General features: G+C 44.5%; 28 protein-coding genes and 1 riboswitch. Of the genes, 11 read left to right on the forward strand and 17 right to left on the reverse strand.

Annotated features, from left to right (window positions below):
• Positions 1-43: 43 nt before the first annotated feature.
• Together ACPW7J_RS08840 and ACPW7J_RS08845 are read left to right on the forward strand one after the other, a co-directional pair.
• On the forward strand, positions 44-457 hold the full coding sequence (locus tag ACPW7J_RS08840) for a CBS domain-containing protein (protein WP_161874797.1): 414 nt from the start codon (positions 44-46) through the stop codon (positions 455-457).
• A 152-nt stretch (positions 458-609) separates the two neighbouring features.
• Complete coding sequence (locus ACPW7J_RS08845) at positions 610-951, forward strand: PadR family transcriptional regulator (RefSeq protein ID WP_161874796.1); 342 nt, start codon at positions 610-612, stop codon at positions 949-951.
• A gap of 80 nt (positions 952-1,031) precedes the next feature.
• On the opposite strand, the gene rnr is transcribed toward ACPW7J_RS08845, so the two are convergent.
• Together rnr and ACPW7J_RS08855 are read right to left on the reverse strand one after the other, a co-directional pair.
• Positions 1,032-3,047, reverse strand: coding sequence for a ribonuclease R (gene rnr / locus ACPW7J_RS08850; protein ID WP_425755013.1), 2,016 nt, complete (start codon positions 3,045-3,047; stop codon positions 1,032-1,034).
• A 134-nt stretch (positions 3,048-3,181) separates the two neighbouring features.
• Positions 3,182-3,502, reverse strand: a complete 321-nt coding sequence (locus tag ACPW7J_RS08855) for a hypothetical protein (RefSeq protein ID WP_161874794.1) — start codon at positions 3,500-3,502, stop codon at positions 3,182-3,184.
• A gap of 302 nt (positions 3,503-3,804) precedes the next feature.
• On the opposite strand from ACPW7J_RS08855, the gene ACPW7J_RS08860 reads away from it, so the two are divergent.
• The 4 genes from ACPW7J_RS08860 (at position 3,805) to ACPW7J_RS08875 (ending at position 5,496) form a co-directional block, all read left to right on the forward strand.
• Complete coding sequence (locus tag ACPW7J_RS08860; RefSeq protein ID WP_425755014.1) at positions 3,805-3,984, forward strand: hypothetical protein; 180 nt, start codon at positions 3,805-3,807, stop codon at positions 3,982-3,984.
• Between the two features lie 144 nt (positions 3,985-4,128).
• Positions 4,129-4,308 (forward strand): hypothetical protein, encoded by a 180-nt coding sequence (locus ACPW7J_RS08865; RefSeq protein ID WP_425755014.1) that lies wholly within the window; start codon positions 4,129-4,131, stop codon positions 4,306-4,308.
• 148 nt (positions 4,309-4,456) lie between these two features.
• The gene (locus tag ACPW7J_RS08870) at positions 4,457-4,636 is read left to right on the forward strand and encodes a hypothetical protein (RefSeq protein WP_425755015.1); all 180 of its coding nucleotides are present in this window, start codon (positions 4,457-4,459) and stop codon (positions 4,634-4,636) included.
• Between the two features lie 26 nt (positions 4,637-4,662).
• On the forward strand, positions 4,663-5,496 hold the full coding sequence (locus ACPW7J_RS08875; RefSeq protein WP_425755016.1) for an MBL fold metallo-hydrolase: 834 nt from the start codon (positions 4,663-4,665) through the stop codon (positions 5,494-5,496).
• A gap of 8 nt (positions 5,497-5,504) precedes the next feature.
• On the opposite strand, the gene ACPW7J_RS08880 is transcribed toward ACPW7J_RS08875, so the two are convergent.
• The 14 genes from ACPW7J_RS08880 to ACPW7J_RS08945 form a co-directional block, all read right to left on the reverse strand.
• On the reverse strand, positions 5,505-6,356 hold the full coding sequence (locus ACPW7J_RS08880) for an AraC family transcriptional regulator (RefSeq protein WP_161874792.1): 852 nt from the start codon (positions 6,354-6,356) through the stop codon (positions 5,505-5,507).
• Positions 6,357-6,555: 199 nt separating this feature from the next.
• A complete protein-coding gene (locus ACPW7J_RS08885; RefSeq protein ID WP_161874791.1) occupies positions 6,556-8,511 on the reverse strand; it encodes a bifunctional 4-hydroxy-3-methylbut-2-enyl diphosphate reductase/30S ribosomal protein S1 in 1,956 nt (651 codons plus the stop codon).
• Complete coding sequence (locus tag ACPW7J_RS08890; RefSeq protein WP_425755017.1) at positions 8,489-9,781, reverse strand: replication-associated recombination protein A; 1,293 nt, start codon at positions 9,779-9,781, stop codon at positions 8,489-8,491. The genes ACPW7J_RS08885 and ACPW7J_RS08890 overlap by 23 nt, the downstream gene beginning before the upstream one ends.
• Positions 9,782-9,829: 48 nt before the next feature.
• A complete protein-coding gene (locus ACPW7J_RS08895) occupies positions 9,830-10,372 on the reverse strand; it encodes an SPOR domain-containing protein (RefSeq protein WP_425755018.1) in 543 nt (180 codons plus the stop codon).
• 201 nt (positions 10,373-10,573) lie between these two features.
• Positions 10,574-11,098 carry a hypothetical protein gene (locus ACPW7J_RS08900; RefSeq protein ID WP_161874788.1) on the reverse strand — a complete coding sequence of 175 codons (525 nt, stop codon included), beginning with the start codon at positions 11,096-11,098 and terminating at the stop codon, positions 10,574-10,576.
• Positions 11,095-11,853 carry a hypothetical protein gene (locus ACPW7J_RS08905; protein ID WP_161874787.1) on the reverse strand — a complete coding sequence of 253 codons (759 nt, stop codon included), beginning with the start codon at positions 11,851-11,853 and terminating at the stop codon, positions 11,095-11,097. Before ACPW7J_RS08905 ends, ACPW7J_RS08900 begins: the two co-directional genes overlap by 4 nt.
• Positions 11,831-13,054, reverse strand: coding sequence for a DUF5702 domain-containing protein (locus ACPW7J_RS08910; RefSeq protein ID WP_425755019.1), 1,224 nt, complete (start codon positions 13,052-13,054; stop codon positions 11,831-11,833). The genes ACPW7J_RS08905 and ACPW7J_RS08910 overlap by 23 nt, the downstream gene beginning before the upstream one ends.
• Positions 13,035-13,358 (reverse strand): hypothetical protein, encoded by a 324-nt coding sequence (locus ACPW7J_RS08915; RefSeq protein ID WP_425755020.1) that lies wholly within the window; start codon positions 13,356-13,358, stop codon positions 13,035-13,037. Before ACPW7J_RS08915 ends, ACPW7J_RS08910 begins: the two co-directional genes overlap by 20 nt.
• Positions 13,355-13,498, reverse strand: coding sequence for a Flp1 family type IVb pilin (locus ACPW7J_RS08920; protein WP_161874784.1), 144 nt, complete (start codon positions 13,496-13,498; stop codon positions 13,355-13,357). Before ACPW7J_RS08920 ends, ACPW7J_RS08915 begins: the two co-directional genes overlap by 4 nt.
• Positions 13,499-13,508: 10 nt before the next feature.
• Positions 13,509-14,318, reverse strand: a complete 810-nt coding sequence (locus tag ACPW7J_RS08925) for a type II secretion system F family protein (RefSeq protein ID WP_425755021.1) — start codon at positions 14,316-14,318, stop codon at positions 13,509-13,511.
• Between the two features lie 193 nt (positions 14,319-14,511).
• Entirely contained in the window at positions 14,512-15,252 is a 741-nt protein-coding gene (locus ACPW7J_RS08930) for a type II secretion system F family protein (protein WP_425755022.1), read from the reverse strand.
• Complete coding sequence (locus ACPW7J_RS08935; RefSeq protein WP_425755023.1) at positions 15,245-16,453, reverse strand: CpaF family protein; 1,209 nt, start codon at positions 16,451-16,453, stop codon at positions 15,245-15,247. Before ACPW7J_RS08935 ends, ACPW7J_RS08930 begins: the two co-directional genes overlap by 8 nt.
• Positions 16,434-17,474: a hypothetical protein gene (locus ACPW7J_RS08940; RefSeq protein WP_425755024.1), complete on the reverse strand. Its 1,041-nt coding sequence runs from the start codon at positions 17,472-17,474 to the stop codon at positions 16,434-16,436. The genes ACPW7J_RS08935 and ACPW7J_RS08940 overlap by 20 nt, the downstream gene beginning before the upstream one ends.
• 69 nt (positions 17,475-17,543) lie before the next feature.
• A complete protein-coding gene (locus tag ACPW7J_RS08945; RefSeq protein WP_425755025.1) occupies positions 17,544-18,227 on the reverse strand; it encodes a ClpP family protease in 684 nt (227 codons plus the stop codon).
• 60 nt (positions 18,228-18,287) lie between these two features.
• Between ACPW7J_RS08945 and ACPW7J_RS08950 the strand changes: the two genes are divergently transcribed.
• From ACPW7J_RS08950 to ribH, 5 genes are all read left to right on the forward strand, one after another.
• Entirely contained in the window at positions 18,288-18,521 is a 234-nt protein-coding gene (locus ACPW7J_RS08950) for a YlmC/YmxH family sporulation protein (RefSeq protein ID WP_161874778.1), read from the forward strand.
• A 65-nt stretch (positions 18,522-18,586) separates the two neighbouring features.
• A riboswitch (FMN riboswitch) is annotated at positions 18,587-18,703 on the forward strand.
• 128 nt (positions 18,704-18,831) lie between these two features.
• The gene (gene ribD / locus ACPW7J_RS08955; protein WP_425755026.1) at positions 18,832-19,977 is read left to right on the forward strand and encodes a bifunctional diaminohydroxyphosphoribosylaminopyrimidine deaminase/5-amino-6-(5-phosphoribosylamino)uracil reductase RibD; all 1,146 of its coding nucleotides are present in this window, start codon (positions 18,832-18,834) and stop codon (positions 19,975-19,977) included.
• On the forward strand, positions 19,932-20,594 hold the full coding sequence (ribE, locus tag ACPW7J_RS08960; protein ID WP_425755027.1) for a riboflavin synthase: 663 nt from the start codon (positions 19,932-19,934) through the stop codon (positions 20,592-20,594). The genes ribD and ribE overlap by 46 nt, the downstream gene beginning before the upstream one ends.
• Positions 20,595-20,611: 17 nt before the next feature.
• On the forward strand, positions 20,612-21,820 hold the full coding sequence (locus ACPW7J_RS08965) for a bifunctional 3,4-dihydroxy-2-butanone-4-phosphate synthase/GTP cyclohydrolase II (RefSeq protein WP_161874776.1): 1,209 nt from the start codon (positions 20,612-20,614) through the stop codon (positions 21,818-21,820).
• Positions 21,821-22,105: 285 nt separating this feature from the next.
• Positions 22,106-22,573, forward strand: coding sequence for a 6,7-dimethyl-8-ribityllumazine synthase (gene ribH, locus ACPW7J_RS08970; protein ID WP_425755028.1), 468 nt, complete (start codon positions 22,106-22,108; stop codon positions 22,571-22,573).
• 42 nt (positions 22,574-22,615) lie between these two features.
• On the opposite strand, the gene ACPW7J_RS08975 is transcribed toward ribH, so the two are convergent.
• The gene (locus ACPW7J_RS08975; protein WP_425755029.1) at positions 22,616-24,601 is read right to left on the reverse strand and encodes a sigma-54 interaction domain-containing protein; all 1,986 of its coding nucleotides are present in this window, start codon (positions 24,599-24,601) and stop codon (positions 22,616-22,618) included.
• Positions 24,602-24,664: the final 63 nt, after the last annotated feature.

Consider the following 24,664-nt stretch of genomic DNA (forward strand, 5'->3'; position numbering starts at 1 on the left):
ATTCCTATTCAAATCTGGAAAGACTGATATCGGAGGGAATTTTATGACGGTAAAAGAATTGATGTCGACCAGCATTTGCTTCATACGTTCCGACGCTTCTCTGTCTCAGGCCGCTGCGCTTATGCGGCAGTACAATATTGGCTTTATTCCAGTTTGTGATAATAAAGGCGCTCTCCTGGGAGCCGTTACGGATCGAGACCTGATTACACGCACTGACTTTGAGGCAGATGAACCGGCCAAGATTCCTGCATCTTCTCTGATGACAAAAAATCTGGTCACCGTGTCGCCTGATATGGATATTCATGATGCGGCCTGCCTCTTTTCCAAAAGCAAAGTCCACCGTTTACCGGTGGTAGAAAATGGTAGGCTGGTCGGTATTCTGACGGTCAATGATCTTGCCAAAAAACGGATCTATCTCGCTGAAGTAGGTGACATCATGGGTGCGTTTATGCAATAGCCCTGTGATTTTGCCCCCATATTCACACAAATTTCATTCCAAATATTAAAACGAAGAAAATCTTCACAAAATCTTCACGAAACAGAGTTAAATAATGATTGCTTTATTTAAATAATTGATTTAATATATTGTGTAGAAAGGAATGATGCAATATGACACAAAGAAGCAAAAACAAGAGCAATTTCAAAAAGGGATCAGTCGAAATGCTGCTCCTCCATCTCTTGAAAACTGAAGGCGACTGCTATGGATACCAGCTTTCTCAGCTAATTAACCAGAGATCTAATGGTGTGCTGATTATCCCCGAGGGTTCCATGTATCCTACATTGTACAAGTTGATCGACAACAAATACATAACGGATTATAAAAAGACCGTTGGTAAAAGAATGACTCGTGTTTACTACCATCTGGAAGAATCCGGTGTACAGCGTTTAGCTGAACTGGTAGAGGACTATAAAGAAGTCACAGATGCAATCCATAAGATCATGGAATTTTAATCTGCAAAAGACATTTCAGTAAACAATTAAAGAGGAACGGTTTCTGTTTAGAAATGAAACCGCTCCTCTTTTCTATTTCCTTATTCTAAAGATTCCTCAGAAAGCAGTAGAAAATCGATCTGTCTATCCTCTGCACTGGCGGCCAGAACCAATACTGTAACCGCATCTCCCAGAGCATAGATCTTTCGTGTCTGTCTGCCGATCACCCGATATTTTCCATCCTCATAATCATAAAAATCATCTTTGAGGCTATCGAGCCTAACCATTCCTTCTACAGTGTTTGGGAGCTGCACATAAATGCCGAAAGCTGTCACACCGCTGATGATGCCGCTATAAACCTCTCCTATATGTCCCTCCATATACTGCGCTTTTTTCATTTTGATAACTTCGCGCTCCATCTCCTGCGCTTTACGCTCTGTCTGAGAAGAAATCAAAGAGGCGTTTTCAGCATCCTTGCGAAACTTCTTCAACAGTTTTTCATCAGCCTCGCCAGACAGCCACGCTTTGATAATACGATGAATCATCAAATCCGGGTATCTTCTGATTGGCGAAGTAAAATGACAATAAAACCGAAAAGACAACCCAAAATGTCCTTCACATTCTGTACTGTAAAAAGCTTTCTTCATCGACCTTAGTATAACAGAACTTGCTATGGTCTCATAAGGTCTTCCCGCTAGACCTTCCAAAATCTCTGACAGCGCCTTTGGATGGATATTATCTGGATTACCCGGCAAATTCACCCCGAATCCGGCTAAAAAAGCTTTTAAGGCGCCTATTTTCTCCGTATCCGGCTTTTCATGAACGCGGTAGACAAAAGGATATTGCATCCAATAAAACTGCTCTGCCACTGTCTGATTGGCTGACAGCATGAATTCTTCAATGATTCGGTTTGCCGTGCGGCGTTCCTGCACGCCGATCTCAATCGGTTCTTCATTTTCATTCAAAAGGATTTCTGTCTCATCAAAATCAAAGTCCAGACTGCCTCTTTCCTTTCGCTTCTTTCGCAAAATTCCTGCAAGCTCCTGCATTTTTATCAGATCCTCATAGATGAAGCTGTACTTTTCAATAAGCGCGTCGTCACCCTTTTCCAGCATGTCTGAAACATCGTCATAGACCAGCCTGGCCTTTGAATTAATAACACTTTCAAATATCTCATGCCCTACTACAGTACCCTGACGATCTATTTCCATTTGACAACTCAACGTCAGTCTTTCCACTTTGGGATTCAAGCTGCAAATGCCGTTTGATAACACTTTTGGCAGCATAGGCACAACTCTGCTCAACAGATACACACTGTTTCCGCGCTTCAACGCTTCTTTATCCAAAGGACCGTCGGCCTGAACGTAGTGACTCACGTCTGCAATATGAACGCCTAAAAGATAATTACCGTTAGGTAATTCTTCAATAGATACCGCATCATCTAAATCCTTTGCAGAAGCTCCGTCGATGGTAAAGATGTTTTTTGCTCGCAAATCCCTTCTCTTAATAATCTCATCTAAAGTAATCAGCTCTTTAGATCGAGCTTTCGCTTCTGCATTACACCTGCTAGGAAAAGTCTCGTACAGTCCTCCTGAACGTATCAGCGCTTTTATCTCTCCTCCCGGCTGCCCGTATCGTGAAATGATTTCAGTAATTTTGCCTTCGGCGCTTACATTCCTTTCCGGATAGCGGGTAATCTTTACCACAACTTTATCTCCACTCTGAGCGCCGCGAAAATCAGAACGCTTTACGAAAACATCATCATTATTTCGTTTATCGTCGGCTATTACAAATCCAAACTTCTTATTTCGCTGGAAAGTGCCTACGACTTCCTGATTGGCTCGAATCAAAACTTTGTCTACAATGCCTTCTTTGCTTCGTTCCCAAAGATATTCCGGCAGCAAGTCCACCTGAACAGTATCTCCATGCATTGCGCCGGCCATATTGCTTCGGCCGATAAAAATGTCTCTTCCTTCTTCCTGCCGTACAAAACCAAAACCCGCCTTATTCTTTTCCAGTACGCCGACAAAAGGTCCCTCTCCCGTACCGTTTTTTCCCTCCACAAACTGTCTGTGGCTTTTATATCTATGCTTTTTGTTATTTGTTCTTCTCATCATACCTATATTGTAAACGAAAACAGCAAAATTTACTACAGAAATTTGAAAAGCATTAATATAAAGAAAACGCAGAGTTTCCCCTGCGTTTGTTGGTGCCGCCTCTACCTTGGAGACGGATTCTAAAATTGGTTATATTACTGATTTGTCTGTGTTCCATTGTCAACAGTATCCTTGCTGACATCGCCCTTATCTCCAGCTTTCTGATCATTTCTGTCGCCGTCCAGAGCATCATCTACATCGTCTGCCGCATCATCTATGCCGTCTTTCACATCGTCGCCAAGATCTTCTGCATCATCCTTCAGGTCGTCTGCTCCATCATTCACATCCTGTTCAACTTTATTGTTCTGCTGATCATCAGGAATAGCGTCGTTATCATCATCTCTGCTGCCACAGCTGCTGAATACGAGAACTGTTACCAGTAATAAAGCCATTAGAAAAAATCTGGTCTTTTTCATATTGAAACTCCTTTCTTTTTTCTACATCTATTGTCTGCCAACAAACAAGAAATATGAAAGGAATTTTCTGGTTTTTTTATTCATTTTGACCGAGATATGATATAATGTCTACACACGGCGACTGGCGAGCTGAAAGCGAAGACAGAGCCGATGTGTAACAGATGCCCAGAGCACTTAGCGATTGACAAGCCGAAAGGCGCCGACAGAGCTTAGTGCTTATGGCATAATGTCTACACACGGCAATGAAGCCCTAGCCCGCTGATCGACAAGCCGCAGGCGCAGGTGGAAGCGCGGCAGGTCTCATGTCAGGAGTGCAGGAGCTTTGCTCCGTGGCACTCTACGGCGGAAGCCCTAGCCCGCTGATCGACAAGCCGCAGGCGCAGGTGGAAGCGTGGCGGGTCTCATGTCAGGAGTGCAGGAGCTTTGCTCCGTGGCACTCTACGGCAAGGCGAGCTGAAAGCGAAGACAGAGCCGATGTGTAACAGATGCCCAGAGCACTTAGCGATTGGCAAGCCGAAAGGCACCGACAGAGCTTAGTGCTTATGGCATAATGTCTACACACGGCAATGAAGCCCTAGCCCGCTGATCGACAAGCCGCAGGCGCAGGTGGAAGCGCGGCAGGTCTCATGTCAGGAGTGCAGGAGCTTTGCTCCGTGGCACTCTACGGCGGAAGCCCTAGCCCGCTGATCGACAAGCCGCAGGCGCAGGTGGAAGCGTGGCGGGTCTCATGTCAGGAGTGCAGGAGCTTTGCTCCGTGGCACTCTACGGCAAGGCGAGCTGAAAGCGAAGACAGAGCCGATGTGTAACAGATGCCCAGAGCACTTAGCGATTGGCAAGCCGAAAGGCACCGACAGAGCTTAGTGCTTATGGCATAATGTCTACACACGGCAATGAAGCAAGCCCTAGCCCGCTGATCGACAAGCTACAGGCGCAGGTGGAAGCGCGGCAGGTCTCATGTCAGGAGTGCAGGAGCTTTGCTCCGTGGCACTCTACGGCGGAAGCCCTAGCCCGCTGATCGACAAGCTACAGGCGCAGGTGGAAGCGCGGCAGGTCTCATGTCAGGAGTGCAGGAGCTTTGCTCCGTGGCACTCTACGGCAAGGCGAGCTGAAAGCGAAGACAGAGCCGATGTGTAACATTCTATAAAAGGAGTTATTTGAAAATGAACCCATATTATACGCATAAGGAAGTCTGCCCGGGATTATTTCATATCTGGGAGCCTGCAGGCGTCGCATGTACTTTGATTGCGGGAAACACCGCGTCACTTCTCATCGATACGGGTTATGGCTTCGGTAATTTGGCTGCATACGTAAAAACTCTCACCAACGCGCCTCTACAGCTGATCAATACCCATGGTCATTTAGATCATGCCGGAGGCAACTGGCAATTTACACAGGCTGCATGGCTGCATCCCTTTGAGAAACTGGTATATGATATCTATCAAGATGATAAAATAACCCATGTTCCTTATGTTGAAAAAAAATACACTTCAGGCAAAATCAGCAATCCGTTTCCCCCTGAATTTAATAAAATTTCTTACATGGAACACAAATCTGTTATATTCCAAGATGTATCCGATCATCAAATCTTTGACCTGGGCGGACGAAAAGTAGAAGTGCTTTTTCTCCCCGGTCATACGAAAGGCTCTCTTGCCCTTTTCGATCACCAATGCAAAGTGCTGATGACCGGAGATAATGTAGGGCCAAGCCTGTGGATCATGTTTCAACAAAGTGCGCCGATTTCCACCTTTGCCCGGCGACTGGCAGAAATTCAATCTGATTATCCGATTGAACATGTTCTTGCTTCTCACAATCCAAATCTATATTCTCCTGCAATCATCGACCATGTACTTCATGCAGTAACTACCTGCAGTCCGGAAACCAGTAGTATTTTCGTTCACCCTCGTCACGGATACAAAGCTTTGCATCACAAAGAACTAGTGGAAGACATATCCGGCCTGAAAACAATTCACGTAGTGTTTCCGCTACAAAAATAGTGCTTCCTTTATATCTTTTTCTTTGTTACAGGTACCCATACCTCATATTGTGCGTTCTGTGGGTCTGGATTTAAGTAAATCTCAATATCGGGAGCGTTGGCATATTCATATCCTGAGGTCGGAAGCCACTCCGTTATAATCCGTTGCTCCAATTCCTGTATTGACTGATTTGTACCCGCTCCAGAAAAGATTGCCCAAGTAGATGCAGGCACGATATATTCTTCAAACTCATCACTTGCCTTTGCGCTGGAAACGGCAATAAAATATTTCCATTGTTCTTCATCATTGCAGGCGCTCACACCCAAAAGTCCCATTGGCGGCGTATCCATCATTCCTGCCAGTTTCTGTATCGTTCCATTTACCGCGGCATCCTGCCACATCTTTGGCACAACCATAAAGTTATGTTCGATTTCCTTATCAAGCGGTGCAGATACGCCAATGATGCGAAATGCTTCTTTTGTTTCGATTCTATAATTCATTTCTGTCGCTCCTTTTACAGTAATTGTAAACACAATAGGGGAAAAAGATTTTACGGATGTGCCCTCGCCTTTCACAGACGATGGAGTTATCCCGTGAAAGGACTGAAACGCCCTGTTAAATGCAGTCGGGGAACGATAGCCGTATTTCTCTGCAATATCAATAATCCGTTCATCCCCACCCTGCAAGTCTACCGCCGCTAAAGACATTTTTCTTCTTCGGATATACTCTGCAAGAGTGATACCCGCCATATAAGTAAACATCCGCTGATAGTGATAGGTGGAGCAGCAGGCAATCCGCCCAAGCTGTTCATAGTCAATCTCGTCTGTCAAATGTTCCTCAATATAATTCACGCTTTGATTTAATCTTTCAACCCATTCCATAAAAACCTCCTTATCCGCACATATTGTGCTTTATGAGCTTAAATTTGTCTTTAACATTATAAGTCTTATTCTTAGATTTTTCCTCTCTATCCTTGCACAAAAAAGAGAGGCAGCTATTCAATATATGATACAAATTATTTCATACAAAAAACAGAAACCGCTGCGGACTTACTGTCTGCAGCGGCTAAATGAAAAAGTATTATTCTTCTTCGTTTTCTTCTTCAATGACTTCTTCTGTCTCCAGAGCTTCTTTGATGCTCAGGCTGATTCTCTTTCTCTCTCTGTCAATGTCAAGAATTTTGGCATCAACTGCCTGTCCGATAGAAAGTTCATCTGCAATATTTCCAACTCTCTTATGAGCAACTTCAGAAATATGAACCAAACCATCAAGTCCAGGCTCGAGTTCTACAAATGCACCATACTCTTTGATCTGAACTACCTTACCGGATACAATCTGTCCAATCTGATAATTCACATCAATTACAGACCACGGTTCAGGCATTGTCTGCTTCAGACCCAGAGAAATTTTTCCTTTTTCCTCGTTCATGGAGAGAATCTTAACCTTAACTGTATCTCCAATCTTCAAAACTTCCTGCGGGTGCTTCAGCTTTCCCCAGGAAATCTCAGAGATATGTAACAGTCCGTCGATACCACCCAGATCGATAAATGCACCGTAATCAGTAAACCGCATAACAGTTCCTTCTACGATATCATCTACGTGCAGGCTTTCCCATACAGCAGCGATTTTCTTCTGTCTTTCTTCATTAAGAACCGCCTTATGTGAGAATACTGCTCTGTTTCTCTTCTGGTCAACCCTGGAAACCTTAACATCCAGAGTCTGTCCCATAAACTCGTCTGCATTCTCAACAAACTTATCAGAAAGCTGAGAAAGCGGAATAAAGCCAGTGACCTCTTTGTATGCAGCAATTACGCCGCCGTTGACCTGTCTGACAACTTTAACATTGATGATCGATTTATTTTCAAGAGCTTCGTTAATTTCGTTCCAGTGCTCATTAATTTCAAGCCGTTTCTTCGAAAGCAAGATCCCACCATCGCCGTCATCAGTCTTGATAACCTTTGCCTGGATCTCATCGCCTACTTCAAATAAATCAGTCAGCTTTTTTCCTTCCTCTAGAGTAATTTCTTCCACAGGAAGAATTCCGTCCTTTTTGCAACCCATGTTAACGATGATTTCCTTCTCAGTTACCTGATGTACTTTTCCGTCAACGATTTCGCCAGTGCGCGGTAGTCTCAAAGACGCATCGATTTCATCCATGAAATCTGCCATTGAATTTTTTTCGTTAGTGATCATTTCACTCATGTTAGCAATAACCTCCTTAATAACGCATTCAGGTGTAGATGCACCTGCTGCAACTCCTATTTTATTACAATTTCGCAAGAGTTGCAATGGTAAATCTTCAATATTTTCAACAAAAAAGGAATTATTGCAATTTTTTTTGGAAATTTCGTACAATTTTCGCGTATTTGAACTGTTTTTTCCTCCGATAATTACCATGGCGTCTACATTTTTTGACAGGTCGTTACACGCTTCCTGTCGCTTTCTGGTAGCATCGCAGATCGTATCATGCACCTCTGCTGAAATATCTCGCGCCTTTAATACAGATACAATCTCATCCAGCAATTCCTTTTTAATCGTAGTCTGACACACCACAAATACTGGTTGGCGATTGAGTAAAGCAGTTTCTGCTTCTTCCTTACTCCCGATAATTACAGCTGTATTTTGACACCATCCATTGATACCCTGTACTTCCGGATGATAGCGATCTCCCACTATCACTACCTGCTTTCCACTTTCATATGCATCTTCTGCTAATCGCTGTATCTTTCCAACAAAAGGACAAGTAGCGTCTATGACAAAAAGCTGTAATCTTTCAGCCTCATCGAAAAAGGCTTTCGTTTCACCGTGAGAACGCACAATAACCACATCTCCGGCCTCCGCTTCCTGTGGCCCTTCTATAATATGCACACCGCGCCTTGCTAAATCATCCGTAACCAGCCGATTGTGAATCAAGGGTCCACAAGTAAAAATACCTCGTCCCGGCTTTCTTTGCATAATTTGCTGTTCTGTCTTGTCCATAGCCTGTTTTACGCCAAAACAAAAGCCTGCATAATCAGCCCTGATGATTTCTGTCATGTTGCTCCTCCAACCTTTCCAAAAACTTTTTAAAAGAACTCTCTGATCCGTTATCTGTAGGCTTGTAATATTTTACACCCTCGTGATACAGGTTGTCCGGCAAATATTGCTGGCGTACATAGCCGCCGAAAGCGTGCGGATATTTGTAGGCGTCGCCGATTCCTCGGTCTCTCGCCCCCTTATAGTGCGCATCCTTCAAATGATCTGGTACATCGTCAATATGCCTCGTCTGCAAATCCGAAAGCGCCGCTTCATACGCCGCGCATGCCGTATTTGATTTAGGCGACGAAGCCAGTAGAATAACCGCCTGGCTAAGATTGATCACTGCCTCCGGATATCCAACCATGAGAGACGCCTGCACACAAGCCGTAACGATGGAAATAGCCGATGGATACGCCATACCAATATCCTCGCTGGCAATGACCAAAAGTCTGCGGCCAATCATCTGCAAATCTGCTCCGCCATCCACTAAACGAGCTAAATAATGGATCGCCGCGTCCGGATCGCTGCCTCGAATTGATTTCTGCAAAGCCGACAACAGATTGTATCGATCGTCTCCCTTATCATAAAAGCCTATCTTTCTCTGCATTGCTTCTGCAACCAGCTCTCTGGTAATCGGATTTAACAAGTCCAGATTGTCTATGATAAAGCCCAAGGTATCCAATGCCACACGACCGTCGCCGTTAGCGAGATCAGCCAAAATGTCCAGAGCTTCTTCTTCATATTTTATATTTAAATTTCCAAAACCCTTTTCCTTGTCAGTCAAAGCTCTCATCAAAAGTTTTCTCACCTGGGAACTCTCCAGCCTCTTAAACTCATAAACATTTCGAACTCTGCTGAGAACCGCGTTATTGATAGAAAAGTACGGATTCTCTGTAGTGCTGCCTATAAAACGAAGCACGCCTTCTTCCAGAGCCTTTAACAGCGAATCCTGCTGCAGCTTATTCCAACGATGGAACTCATCAATATATACATACGTTGTTCTATTCTCCAATCCATAAAATCGCAGCTTAGCATTTTCAATCAGTTCTTTTAGTTCTTTAGTTCCTGTAGTAGATGCGTTAATCTCTGTAAAATTACTGTCCATTTCCTTTGCAATAATTCTTGCCAATGTGGTCTTTCCCGTTCCTGAAGGACCATAAAAGATCGCAGAATCAAAGGTCTTATTTTTAATAGCGCTATAAAGGAGCGAACCTGGATACATAAAGTGCTCTTGTCCCACAAAATAATCTAAATTATCAGGCCGCATCCGCGTCGATAATGGAATCATATCATCATGCCTCATTTCTTTGCTATCTGTTCCAACGGTATCTGTACTTTATTCAATAACAGTTATGAACACGTCCTTCACCCGATCTGTCTGCAGTTCCTTCAACTGCTTAACAGCTTCATCCTTGGTATCCACCAACGGGCTGATAACTTTGTACTTTCCGTCGATCTTTCGGATTTTTGTGTCAATGCCGTCAGAATCCAAATCAGCCGCCAGCTCCTCAGCCCTGTCCTTTGTCGTAAAAAGGCCAAACTGCAAGGCATAGCCTCCGTCTTCATTCGACGCCGTATCCTTAGAAGACTTTTTCTCCGTCTTCTTTTCTTCGTCATCATCACGGTCCTGCCTCTCGTCATCATCCTGTTCATCATCCTTCGCTTCATCAGAATTGTCTTTATCAAAAAAGGATGTCAGCCTCGATGGAAAATCTAACTTTAAAACTTCCGTATCATAGCCGAGCAACGGAGCTATCACAAAACGCGCCGTCATATACCCACAAATAACCGCTACAATCATTATACCAAGAATACCTAAAAATTTCACCCCGGAATTTCTTCTGGAGCTGCGATATTTTCTGATCTTCCTTCTATTCACACCTGTGCCTCCTATTTTCTCCCTAATCTAAACTTAGTTAACAAGCTCGCTGTCAGCAAAGCCTGGACAAAATCCGTTAGTTCATCTTATGCGCGAAAAGAGAAAATAGACATCTTATTCACTCTCAATTTTTGTTCTAACAAGTAATTCCATTAAAAGAAAAAGCCATGCTGTCGCACGGCCTCTCCAAAATCAATTCATTTACTTCACACTGCACAAATATACTTCTCTGCGCAATGACTCCAAACGATGAACCAATGCTCTATAGCCCCAATCCTCATGCAAAAACTCCAAAGCCTGATCGATATAGGCATAGCCCTCACTATGACCGCGTTCCCGTAAATACAACAGAAGATCTCTCAGTTTGTCAGTCAGTTTTTTTTGCTCCTCTGCTGGTACAAAAACCATTTTAATTACATCATATCCACGGCTCACAAATATATATTCTGGCAGAATCTCATAAATCTCGGAAAACAGGTAGACCCGTTCTCCCTGCCAAATACCATGAAGAAGTCCCAGTACAATACCCAGTATATCCTCCGTACCAATCTCCTTCATAGCCGTCAGCTTTCGATATCCCTCTGTCTTGTAATGTCCAAAGAGAAATTCCTCATCCCTTACAAATCCTACTGGAAGAAACAGACTGCCAGCTCCGGCTGTAAGAATATCCAAAACATAATTTGGCACTTTTTCCTTTTTGTATTTGATCTCTGTTTGTCCGTTCACTTATGACCACCTCCGCACTTAGAACACGGGGTATATCCCTGTTCCTTTGCTTTTCCCCTTTGGATTTCAATGTAATATCGTTCCACGGTTTTACAGCCTGCAATATGATAAGCTCTGCCACTTTCCTGAAAACAGAAGACAGGACTGCCGATTCGGGCCGAACTGGCATTACACAATTTACATGGCGTATAGTCCTTTTTAACATTCTGTGATAGGTAAACCATCTGGCATGAAGCCCTTACATACGTACAGCGCTTTCCATGATACTTCGTCCCCCATTCGGGAAAAATATACACGATCTGATCATCCTCCTGTATAAAGGAACCAGGCGGCCGCTTATGCAGCTTTCCTGTAAATGCTCTGGCTCTGATACAGCCGTCAAATGTTACAGAGCTAAAAAGCCCAATAGGGTTTTTCTCTGAAAACACAGATCGCATATCTATCTGCATTAAATCCTCTATTCCTTCGTCTGTATATAAGTACTGGTAAAACCGTATTTGAAAGGATGAAAGCCTGCTGTTTTCTCCTTTTATTCTATGCTGTAGAGACAATGGCAATGCCGCCGGATTTTTCCGAAAAGCAGTCTGCACAGCTTCCCTATGTATCTCATCACATGCCGAAAAGAACACGTTTTCACAACCGGCCATAACGGGGATTATCGTAATCAGCATTAAGATCGATATGATAAATACCGGTACTACGATGGCCGCTTCTACAATATAGCTGCCTTTTCTAGTATTTTTTAACCATTTCATGATCCACCCCGTTTACCTTCATAACAAACTGAAGTCCTCCGTTGTACTCACGTAATAAAAAGCTATCGTAATACAGATGTCTCATATTGATCTGAATAAGATCCATAATCCTCAGAGTCCTCACACGACTGTCCATCACATATGTAAAAAAGCGCAGATAATCATTATAGCCTTCTCCTTCATCGATACCCGTAAAGATACAATCCTCCTCTTGATTCTTCAACACCGATTCCAAATCAGTGGCCCAGGCTTTCTCTCCTTTGACCAGAGGAACTTTATGACCGGCCAATAGCAACTTATAGTCGTTGCTGCTTTCTGCTAATGCCCAGGCTGCTGTCAATCCTACTGCTGTAGCTGCTGCCATCGGACCCGGGGTAATCAGTTGGGCCGCTGCCGTTACTTTAGCTCGCATACCTGGAGACCGGCTGATACAAAGCAGGTTAATCCCCTCCCTGATCGCTATAATTTTATTTCTTATACCTTTCTGATTTTGTATATCTGAATGCTTTCCACATACGATATATTCAATTTCATTAGAAAAAAACGTTTTGCCTAATCCTCTGCTGTCACTGGCATCCTTAAAATAACTGAAGATATACTGATTGATAAAATAACTATCACTGCCCTCCTTCCACACATCACCCATAGAAGATACGTTTTCTAAAATCTCCTTTGCTGCTGATACTGAAAAGCTTTTTTGATTGCCCTCGGAAGGCAAGTCATCAAAGAGTTTCTGTCTACCGCTATCCTTTTCGTCTGATGAGGCGATATGCTTAACCTTTATGATCTCTTTCTCCGGCTTTACGAATTTTTCTGTAAGCGCCAGCTTTCCGGCCTTTATCATCTGTTCCTCAAATAAATCAACGTCGACCAGCGAATAATCATACAGACTGCATCTACTGCCTCCGTAATCAATATATTTTTTTCCATTAAATGAGCCCGCTGCATAGTAATCCAGTTTTTCTGTTACATCCCTGGGATAACCATAGAATCCAAAAATGTTGTATCGCTTCTGTAGGTTCAAATCATACTCTGCAAGTATAGATTCCGCCCAAAGATTACACAAAGTCTCTGTGGAACTCCTCACCGCTGTCTCTCGAGAAGCATTGATGAAAGCGAAAATCATAGATACCATGGTCAAAAAAAACATACAGACAAAGACAGTCACAGAGCCTCGTTTATCATGGCTGTCCAAAATCAAGAAAATCACCCGCCCTGATAAGATCCGCCTCGTTTATAACGTATATCCTGCTTACAATCTCCTTATGTAACATGCTGTTGACAATACCTCTGGATTGTTTCGAAGTCTCAGCATTTTCTCTGTATATTTGAAATAACTTATCGCTTTTCGCCGCATAGCTGAGCATCTCCTCATGTATTGCAGCTTGCTCCTGCAAACAAGAGAAAAAGAAAATCATTAGCAAAATCAAACTGAGTATGGTCAAAATCAGCACCGGCAATACGATTGCCGCTTCCACAAACTCATGTCCACATTTACTTCTCATTTATTCAGATCCTTAAAAGTATTGTTTACAAACTCTGTAATCTCCGTTTTAAAGATCAATCCAATAGCTACCGCAAGAGCGATGAGAATCGCTACCTGTACCAATTCCATTCCCTGCTTGCTTCTCAATGTTTTCAACATACCACTCACCTCACATTTCTAATATCGCCGGCGATGCTGTTATGACTATAAGTACCATCAGCAAAATTGCCAGCGGAAAAGATAGTTTTGTTTCTGCTGCTTTTCCTCTTTCCTCAGCTAACTTCTTTCGCTGTGTCCAGAGAATCGCGCTTTCAGATTCCAATTTTTCTCTAAGATCCACCCCCTTATTCTGATTCTCAACAATAATCGTTACCATACGGGAAAACTCACGCACGCCCAGCTCTCTGGCATGATGATCTAATACAGTGATCAGACTTGCGCCGGTTTCCCTATTGACACAAACCACTTCAATAATCAGTTTCTGCAAAGCATCCTTTCTTAACCGTTTTTGAAAGCTTTCCGCAATCCGCACAAATGCATCGTGAAAAATCAGTCCGCTTGACAGCAGCAGTAAAAGCTGATCCTGAAAAGCCGGCAGGCCTTTTCGAATCTCATCAATTTGCTTCTTTCTTGCTCGCATGATCTTTTGCTGTTTATCACGATAAAGAAATAGCATTCCCAACGGTAAAATCATCAGAATCGCAGCTATAGGTTCTATCTCTCGCTTTTTCTCCCATCGAAGCCTTGTTCCGTCTTCCAGCCTACCGGGCAGCAAAATTCTATTTTCCCCCTCCGGAAGCTCTGAAACCACTTCTTTTACCTGTTGTAATAGCGTATCCTCATTGCCTTCAGCTTCTGCACCCTTCTCCGCAGTCTTCCCAGCCTCTCCTTCCATTTGCAGCGTCACTAAAGCTTCCGTTTTAACGCTCCTACCGTCTCTATATGCTTCTACCGTTAGGGGAATAGACGCAGATGACATATTTCCATGTAAACGTAGTTCAAATAATCTGCCTGCATCATCTCTTAAACACACGCGATTTTCTGATCGATAGGATAAAATTTGTAAAGCACACAGTAACGTTATAATTGCTGTAAATATCCAAACAGTTCTCTTTTTTTCAATACAGAATTCAAGAAAAGGACGCCATTTTCGCAATAGAAATGCTCTTATCTCATATTTCAATTCTTGTAATCCTCTCTATTATAATCGCAGCTGCAGACATGGCAGCCAACGCGCCTGTCATTAAAAGCCGGCCTGCCGCTGTGTGATACATCACTGACAGATAATCTGGAGAAGACGTCTGCAAAAAAACAATCAGAATCACGGGCATTGCCATAATTATTCTGCCTTCCAATTTCTTCTGCGACACCATTGTTCTGATCTCCTGTTCTATACTAATTTTCTCACCGATAACAGCTGCTGCCTTGTTCACAGCAGACACCAGATTCCCACCCGTCTTACGACATGTACCGTAAACTTCCGCAAAACTCTCAGCATCAGCTAAACCGCTATACAAGGCAAAGGTTTCCAAAGTCCTCGGTTCTGACTGCCCAGTTTCCCTGATACTTCGAATCATAGTCTGTATTTCATTCTCCATCAGAGAACCTCCATAGATATCTCCTAAATTCCGAGCGGCTTCTTCCAACGCTTCGCAGAGATGTCGCCCGGTCGCAAAAGACGCCGATAAACTATATAGAAAATCCCTGAATTGCAGCAGTAATTGATTGCGCCTGCGTTCTGCTCTATAGCGGCAATACGCCTTTATCGCCGGGCCTTTTATGAATGGAAGCAGCGCCACAAAAAAGATACTCGCGTAAAACAGATATCCGCAAACGCATAAAATGCCGGCCAACCCTATAACAACACAGAACCTTTCCGTCGGACGCATCTCATAAACTCTATAATCAGCCATATTGCTCACAACCTCTCATAATAAGCTTACTTCGATGTTTCAATTGATTCTGTGTGGATATCAACTGCATCTGACTATTTAAATAAAATAGGGGATTCAATACATATTTCCCTTCGGAAAAATCCACAAGCTCCTGCACTTCTAAAACTCTGCGTGTGCCATCCGAAAGTCTTCCCAAATGAATCATAATATCGATTCCCTCCACAATTTGAGCTCGAATCGCATCCATAGGAATCTGTGTTCCCATCAGATACATTGCCTCCAGTCTGCGCAGCATACCGCTTACGGAATTTCCATGACCTGTAGACATTGAACCATCATGCCCCGAGTTCATAGCCTGAATCATATTTGCCACCTCTTTTCCTCTGACTTCTCCGACAATAATTCTGTCAGGACGCATTCTGAGACTTGTTTTAATTAACATTTCCATGGAAATCTGACCCTGGCCCATTGAATTGGCATTGTGGCACTCCATTTGTACTAAGTTTGGAATATGCTCCAGCTGCAGTTCCCTCGAGTCTTCTATAACAATTACCCTTTCATCTGAAGGAATAAAATCTGATAGCGCGTTTAAGAAGGTGGTTTTTCCAGAAGAAGTGCCGCCGCTGACAAAAATATTGTAACCGCATCGTACCAGCACATCCAAAAGCGCAGCGCATTCCGGAGTCATGGTTTTTCTCTGTACCAGCTGTTCAACGGTAATCCTATCCTTTGCAAACTTTCGTATAGTCAGCACAGGACCATTTGCGCAAATATTGCCGTATACCGCATTGACCCTGGATCCGTCAGACAGCCTTGCATCTAAAATCGGATGCATTTCATTGATTTCTCGATGAACGCCAGCTGCAATATTCCGTATGATTTCCTCCAATTCCTGTTCCGTATCAAAAACTCCAGAAACTCGATGCATGCCATTTGCTCTTTCAAGGAAAACCTGCTCCTTGCTGTTTACCATAATTTCACTGATCGCATCATCCTCTATGTAATGTTCCAGCATACCCAATTTACTCCGCGTCTGCGCATAAATCTTTTGAACAGTTTCTTTATAGACGGACAAGCTTAAATCAGCGTTGCTGTTTAAGACGCTGTCCTCTATCAATCGCAGCGCTTCTTCCTGGGTGAGATCATTCTGCCTGTTCATAATTTCTGTACGTATCAGCTGGATCTGTTCTTGCAGAAAATCATGCGGTATCCGTTCCATAACAATCCACCTCCACCATTCTTTTCGCAATAGCCCCAATCTCCGCGCCATAATTCTTAGTAAGATCCATCGTAATACAATCTTCCTGATCCTTATTGAACACACTGTGATCCTCTGAAACAGCAAGCGCGTCAGAATTCATATCTTCCTCCCAAACACCAGCGAAATTTTCTACACGAATCAGACTTCCTTCTGTTGCCAGAGCTTCTATTTCCCGGGTAATGCAGGAAAAATATTTCCCGAATTTCTCTACTTTACGAAATATTTCCACTATGATGTCCGCCTCCTGTAAAAGCTGTCTGTTTGTTCGACTCAGATGATTGCTCATATCCAAAATTACAAAATCATAAGTACCCATCTTACTTATCCTTCGCAGAAAACGCCGCAGAAGACGAATATCCATTTCATCACATACACAATTTAATAATGGATGATCCAAATAGTCCAATTCCTCTGTGCTGGTAATAAAAGCGTCTAATGGAAAATCACGCTCCTGCTCCAAATAGTATAATAGTTTCAGAAAGCTGTCGTTTCCTGTTCCGACCAAATACTTTTTAGAATCGTCAATAGGACAAAGATTCAAATACAAACATCTGCTGCTGTATATTCTATAGAGCATATAGCAAACGGCAATAGATAGTGAAGTTGTGCCCCAACCACCGCCGCCAGCAACAAAAGCTGCTAAGCGGCACCTTCTATCCTCCTTGTAAGAAAGGATTTTACCCGTCATTTCATAGTAAATATGCAGCAACTCTCGGATAAGATTCTGACTATCCTGGTAAAGATAAATACGGTAAGGCGGCCCGTTTGCAGTCCGGATACCGCTGCGCTCGCGTACAAATTGCACTGCCTTCGGCTCATCCATTTCCGTAGATGACAGGATAAGATCCAAATCGTTATCAATCGCCGGCGCATCTAAGATTCGAAAAGACATGGCTCTGCACTCTCTGGCAAGCGCTTTTGCCATTGCATGAGCAAAAGATTTGTCCTCAAGAAAAATTCCAATTCTTGCGCTTTCCATATATTCCCTCCTTTCTGTAATGAGATCATATCATTTTTGTAAAAAATTGTCAACCATATTTTACCTTTTTTATTTTTTATTTACTAATTCTTTTAATTTTTCCAGTGCATTACTTAATCCACCAATTTCATCAATCAATCCCATTTCAACCGCATCAGGCCCAAAAAGCACGGTTCCCACATCATTGGACATATTACCGGTCTGATTCATTTTGCTTTCTACATCGTCCTTTGTTGCATGAGAATGCTCCACAATAAAATCTACCACTCTCTCCTGCGTCCTTCTCATATATTCAAAAGTGGCGTCCGCCGTAATCAATGTGCCGCTTGTTCGAATCGGATGCATCGTCATCGTTGCTGTTTGCGCCACAAAGGAATAATCAGCAGATACTGCAAGGGGAATACCAATACTGTGCCCGCCTCCAATCACTAAAGTTACCGTTGGCTTTGAAATCGATGCGATCAACTCCGCTAACGCCAATCCTGCCTCTACATCGCCGCCTACCGTGTTCAAAATCAGCAGAAGCCCTTTAATATCCGGATTCTCCTGCACTGCTACCAGTTGCGGAATTAAGTGCTCATATTTGGTTGCTTTATTATCACTGGGTAAAATCGTGTGTCCTTCAATACTGCCTATAATATTGATATACTGATAATCACTCTGAAACGTTGTCCCGTTAGCCAAAAGGCCTAATTCTTTAATTAAATCCGGAGACTCATTTTTTTCCATATTCTTTTCTTTTTCTTCACTCATAATTCTTCCTCTTTTTCATAAAATTTAATAAAAATATTATTTGCAAAGGATGTGTAGTTTATGCTGTTAAGTGAAATTGGCGACAAAGAAATCATCGATCTGACAAAGGGTAGCCGGCACGGCGCTTTCTGGGATGCTGAAATGCTTTTTGATGAACGCACGGGAAAAATTCATGCGCTCTTGGTCCCTGATTTTCAAACGAAAAGCCGTTTTGCTCCATCTCACGACAGCCTACAGCTTCCTTGGGAATCCATCGTAAAAATAGGCGAAGACATCATAATTTTTCGATCATAACACAAATTTTATTTGACAACTGCCGCATTGAGGTATAAAATATGTGGTAGTTGAAAAGTTCATATCTTAATCTTCAGGGCAGGGTGTGATTCCCGACCGGCGGTATAGTCCGCGAGCGCGTTTCGTGCTGATTCGGTGCAATTCCGAAACCGACAGTATAGTCTGGATGGAAGAAGATAACGCTTGTTTTGCTTATCGTGCTCTGGAATTTTTAATTCCAGAGTTTTTTTCAAAGTGAAGCATATTTTGCGGATGAAAGTCCTGAATTCAATTGAGTTTGGGACTTTTTGTTTTGGAAAGGAGCAATCCTATGGACAAAAAATATATGGAACGCGCCATTGCACTGGCGAAAAAAGGAACTGGCTATACCGCCCCCAATCCCCTGGTCGGCGCTGTCATCGTCAAAGACGGAAACATCATCGGGGAAGGATTTCATGAAAAATGCGGCACGCCCCACGCGGAGCGAAACGCCCTGGCAGATTGCAGAGCACGGGGAAACGACCCAAGAGGCGCCGCCATTTATGTAACGCTGACACCCTGCTGTCACTACGGAAAAACGCCGCCCTGCACGGAAGCGATCATTGAAAGCGGCATCGCCCATGTGATCATCGGCTCCCGCGATCCCAATCCGCAGGTCTTAGATAAAAGCATCGGTATCTTAGAAAACGCCGGCATCAAAGTAACAAAAGATGTTCTGCGCGAGGCATGCGACGCGCTCAATCCGGTATTTTTCCACTATATCACGGAGCATACCCCGTATGTTGTGATGAAATATGCCATGACCATGGACGGAAAAATCGCCACTTATGCGGGAAATTCCAAATGGATTACCGGAGAAACCGCCAGAGTGCAGGTGCACAGAGACCGTCACCGTTATACCGCCATCATGGCAGGCATCGGCACGATCCTCGCCGACGACCCGATGCTGACCACAAGACTTCCTGAAGGCGGAGGCAAAAATCCGATTCGCATCATTTGCGACACCAACCTTCGCACGTCGCTCACCGCAAAGGTGGTCACCACCACAAAAGAGGCGCCCACGATCATTGCAACGGCAGTGAGCGAACAGCAAAGACATGCCCCTTACCTGGAAAAAGGCTGTGAAGTTCTGGTCATTCCAAAGGATCTAAAGGGCAGCATCGACCTTGTACGCCTGATGGCACTTCTAGGCCAGCGAGAAATTGACAGCATCCTGCTGGAAGGCGGCGGCGCGCTCAACTGGTCCGCGCTGACCGCAGGCATTGTGCGTAAAGTGCAAGCCTACATCGCGCCGAAAATCTTCGGCGGGCGCAGCGCCCTCTCCCCTGTTTCCGGAAGCGGCGTTGAATTTCCAAAAGACGCTGTCAAACTTTCCACGCCCAAAGTCATCGCCATGGGCGAAGATTTACTCATAGAAAGCGAGGTGTTACCATGTTCACAGGCATCATCGAAGAACTTGGAACGGTCACCGCAATAAAAAAGACCGCTGCGTCGGCAGTGCTCTGTATCGGCTGCAGCAAAATACTTTCAGACATCCATCTCGGAGACAGCATCGCTGTAAACGGCGTCTGCCTGACTGTCACAACCTTTGACGGAAACGGCTTTTCCGCCGACGTCATGCACGAAACCTTAAACCGTTCTTCTCTCGGCGCGTTATCTGCGGGCAGCCGGGTCAATCTGGAGCGGGCTATGGCTGCCGGTGGCCGGTTTGGCGGGCATATCGTCAGCGGACATATCGACGGCACCGGCAGGGTTTCCAGAATTCAGCGAGATAGCAATGCCGTGTGGTACACTATCACCTGCGGCAGCCACCTTCTGAAATATATCGTCGAAAAAGGCTCCATCGCCATCGATGGCATCAGCCTGACCGTTGCAAAGGTTTCGGGGTCCGGTTTTTCCGTCTCGATCATTCCCCACACCCTGTCAGAAACCATTTTGGCAGATAAAAAACCGGGAGATACGGTAAACTTGGAAAACGACTGCATCGGAAAATATGTAGAACGGCTGCTTACCTTTGATGAGGCGCTGGCAGCTCCCGCGAAAAAAGAAAGCAGTATCACCGCCGCATTCCTTGCGGAACACGGATACAGATAGATAGAAAGGAATCCACTATGAAAGAGTTTCAATTCAGTACAGTAGAAGAAGCCCTGGAAGATTTACGCCAGGGAAAAATCATTCTCTGCACCGATGATCCGGACAGAGAAAACGAAGGCGATTTCATCTGCGCCGCAGAGTTTGCTACAACCGAAAACGTCAACTTTATGGCAGTTCACGGCAAAGGACTGATCTGCATGCCGATGAGCGCTGCAATTTGCAAAAAACTTCATCTTCCGCAGATGGTCGACGAAAATACGGACAACCACTGCACCGCCTTTACCGTTTCCATCGACCATGTGGACACCACCACCGGTATTTCCGCTGAAGAACGGGGACTGACCGCCAGAAAATGTGTCGCTGGCGATGCCAAACCGGAGGATTTTCGTCGTCCCGGTCATATGTTTCCGCTACTGGCAAAACCCCAGGGCGTTTTGGAGCGGAACGGTCATACAGAAGCAACCGTAGACCTGATGCGCCTTGCCGGGCTTTCTGAATGTGGTCTCTGCTGTGAAATCATGCGGGAAGACGGCACTATGATGCGCACACCGGAGCTAAAAGAACTGGCCGCCAAATATGACTTAAAATTCATCAGCATCAAAGCCATCCAGGAATACAGAAAAAAACACGAAAATCTGGTAGAATGCGTCGCCGTTACCAAGCTGCCTACCAAATACGGTAACTTTATGGCACACGGCTATATCAATAAACTCAACGGTGAACATCATGTCGCGCTGGTCAAAGGAGAGATCGGAGACGGAGAAAATCTTTTGTGCCGTGTCCACTCTGAATGTCTGACCGGCGACGCCTTTGGTTCGGCTAAGTGCGACTGTGGCGAGCAGCTTGCCGCTGCCCTGACCCAGATCGAAGCGGAAGGCAGAGGCATTCTCCTCTACATGCGGCAGGAAGGCAGAGGCATCGGCTTGATCAATAAACTGAAAGCCTACGAACTGCAGGATCAGGGCATGGATACCCTGGAAGCCAATCTTGCCCTGGGCTTTGCCGGCGATCTTCGCGAATATTATATCGGCGCGCAGATTCTAAAAGATCTGGGTGCGAAAACCCTGCGTCTTTTAACCAACAACCCACAGAAAGTTTACGAACTGTCCGAGTTCGGCATGGACATCACTGAGCGCGTGCCGATTCAGATGCCTGCCACCGCTCACGACCTGTTCTATCTGAAAACCAAACAGGAAAGAATGGGACATATTCTGGATTACAAATAGACTTTATGCCGCCCATGGCAGGTCACAATTTTTCCGGAGAATCTGCAAGTCAGCTTAATCCTTTAACCTGCTGACAAAAGTAAAAAAAAATTGTCAATCTTGTCAGGATTTCAGGAGTATTAGCTGTGATTTTTTGCGATTTACTGACAAAAACCCGAAAAATCCTGGATTTTGTCAGTACCTGTGTTTGAATATTGTTTTCACACATGTGTCGTAGATTAACATGCTATGATTCTTCCCGGAGATATAGTAAAAAAATTTAAATTTTAAGATCGGAGAAAAAACATGAGAATTTATGAAGGAAAATTAGTATCAAAAGAAATGAAAGTCGGCATCGTCTGCGCCAGATTCAACGAGTTCATCGTATCGAAGCTGCTGGGCGGCGCATTGGACGGTCTTTCGCGCCACAATGTCAAAGAGGAAAACATCGATGTGGCGTGGTGTCCGGGCGCCTTTGAAATTCCGCTTATCGCGCAGAAGATGGCAAAATCCGGAAGATATGACGCTGTCATCTGTCTGGGCGCGGTCATCCGCGGCGCTACCTCCCACTACGATTACGTCTGCGCCGAAGTTTCCAAAGGCGTGGCGGCTGTCTCCCTCGCTTCTGACATTCCTGTTATGTTCGGCATTCTGACCACAGATAACATCGAACAAGCCATTGAAAGAGCCGGAACCAAAGCCGGAAACAAAGGTTACGACTGTGCAGTCAGCGCGATCGAAATGGTGAATCTGATTGGTGAAATAGAAAAATAATAACACTTATAATCTTTCAAAAATGAGGTTGCAGCACAATCCTTAGATTGCTCTGCAGCCTCGTCTGCCCTTCCCTATTTCGATGACTCCCTCTGTTTTCAGTTCGTGCAACAGTTTGCGCGCTTTGTCGTCGCTGAGATGAATACCGCGCCTTTTCAGTTCCCACAGAATTGCAGTGCGGCCGATGCCGCAGTCCATTTCTGTATGTGTACGAATAATAGCAAGAATCAAATCTCTGATATCTGTACCTTCTGCTTTCGATCTGTGCAAAGGCACCTGCCCTTCCTGCTCCATCGTAAACCGCTGCGGTTCTCTTTCCTCTCCGATATTTTTCGGAAGTTCCCCGAGAAGCATATAGTAGTCCGCCGCATTCTTCAGTTCCCGTACGTTGCCCGGCCACTCATATGATCTTAGAGCCTGCTTTTCTGCTTCGTGCAAATTACTGTAAACCCTTCCCAGAAATCCTTCCATCAGCTTCAGAATTTCTTCCGGGCGTTCCCGCAGAGGCGGCAGTTCCACCGGAATATTGCTGAGCCGGTAATATAAATCCTCCCTGAATTCTTTCTTTTCCATGGCTTCCCGCAAGTCTTTGTTGGTCGCGGCAATAATTCGAATATCTACGTCGATTACACGGTCGCTTCCCAGACGCATGATTTGCTTTTCCTGCAGAACGCGCAGCAGCCTTGCCTGCAGATTTAAGGACATGTCTCCAATTTCATCTAGGAAAATAGTTCCCCTGCTTGCCTGCTCAAAAAGTCCCGGCTTTCCATTGACAGAAGCGCCGGTAAACGCACCCTTTTCGTAGCCGAACAGTTCACTTTCCAGCAGGGATTCCGGCAGAGCCGCGCAATTGATCGCCACAAAGGGCTGGCTGCTTCGCCAGGAATAATTATGAATGGACTGGGCAAACATTTCTTTCCCTGTGCCGCTCTCGCCGCTGATCAGTACCGTATAATCCGACAGCGCCGCTTTCTTTGCAATTTCGATTGCCTTTTCTATGGCACGGCTGTCGCAGCAGATATCATCAAAGGTGTACTTTGCAATCAGACCGCTCTTAACGAGCTGTTTGTTCAGGGCGTTTTCCATATTTTTGATATCCTTCACGTCGTTGAACAAAAGGGAATATCCCACCACCTGGTCTACGATTTTTACGTCAATTTTCGTAATAATATAGTTGCTGCCGCGAAACTGCACCAGCTGGTTGTCAAGCTCCTCCCCACAAATCATCTCCGTCATAGTTTCATCAAAAAAGCCAGAAATATTGACACCCTCTCTATCATCAATGCCAAGGAGCACCTGTGCTTTCTCATTCACATACACCGTGCGAAGCTCCTGATCGACAATTAAAATCGCATTCTTCGTGTCCCGAATGGTTCGTTTCAGCATCTCTGTTTTCAAATGTTCCGCTACATAATGCTGATTAATGCCCTTGTTATTCTCTGCCACCATCTGGGTGTACTGCAAAAGGTTTCGCGTCACACGCTCGCTGTGCAGTCCCAGCTTATTGATAATCCTAATAAAAGTATTTACATCAATATACCGGTTTTGAATGTTAATGACCTTTTGAATAAAAGAGGGAACCTTTTCATCCGGTGTAATCGCAATAGTAATTCCCGCATACTGCGCTGGATTTTCTCCCGCAAGATACGGAATTAAATTCAGATGATTCAAACCCAGTTCGTACAGATTATTAGCGACCTGCAAGGTGCTTTCCCTGGAATCATTGACAACCAGCACATTGGTTCCTTCCGGAATGCTGAAAACCTCCGGCAGAAACTGCCGCTGAATCGTTCTGCCCATAACGATCACCTTGTCCAGTGATGATGTGTACTCTTTCATGGCATAGACGCGGTCCTCATACAGAACCACAAACAGATCCGCCTCTACGACTTCGTCATGCCGCAGTTCTTCCAGAAAGCAGATTCTCGCTTCGATCTCATCCTCTAAAACGTATTTCAGATTTCGCAGTAGCATATCACATACCGCAAAGTTTTCTCGATTATTAAATACCAGACATACTGTCTTCATGGAGTCTTCCTTTCTGTCATTCTCACGGAAATTTATAGGATAATTATAGGATATTCGTCTCAT

The sequence above is a fragment of the Ihubacter sp. rT4E-8 genome, from assembly GCF_049852125.1.
Taxonomy (GTDB): domain Bacteria; phylum Bacillota; class Clostridia; order Peptostreptococcales; family Anaerovoracaceae; genus Senimuribacter.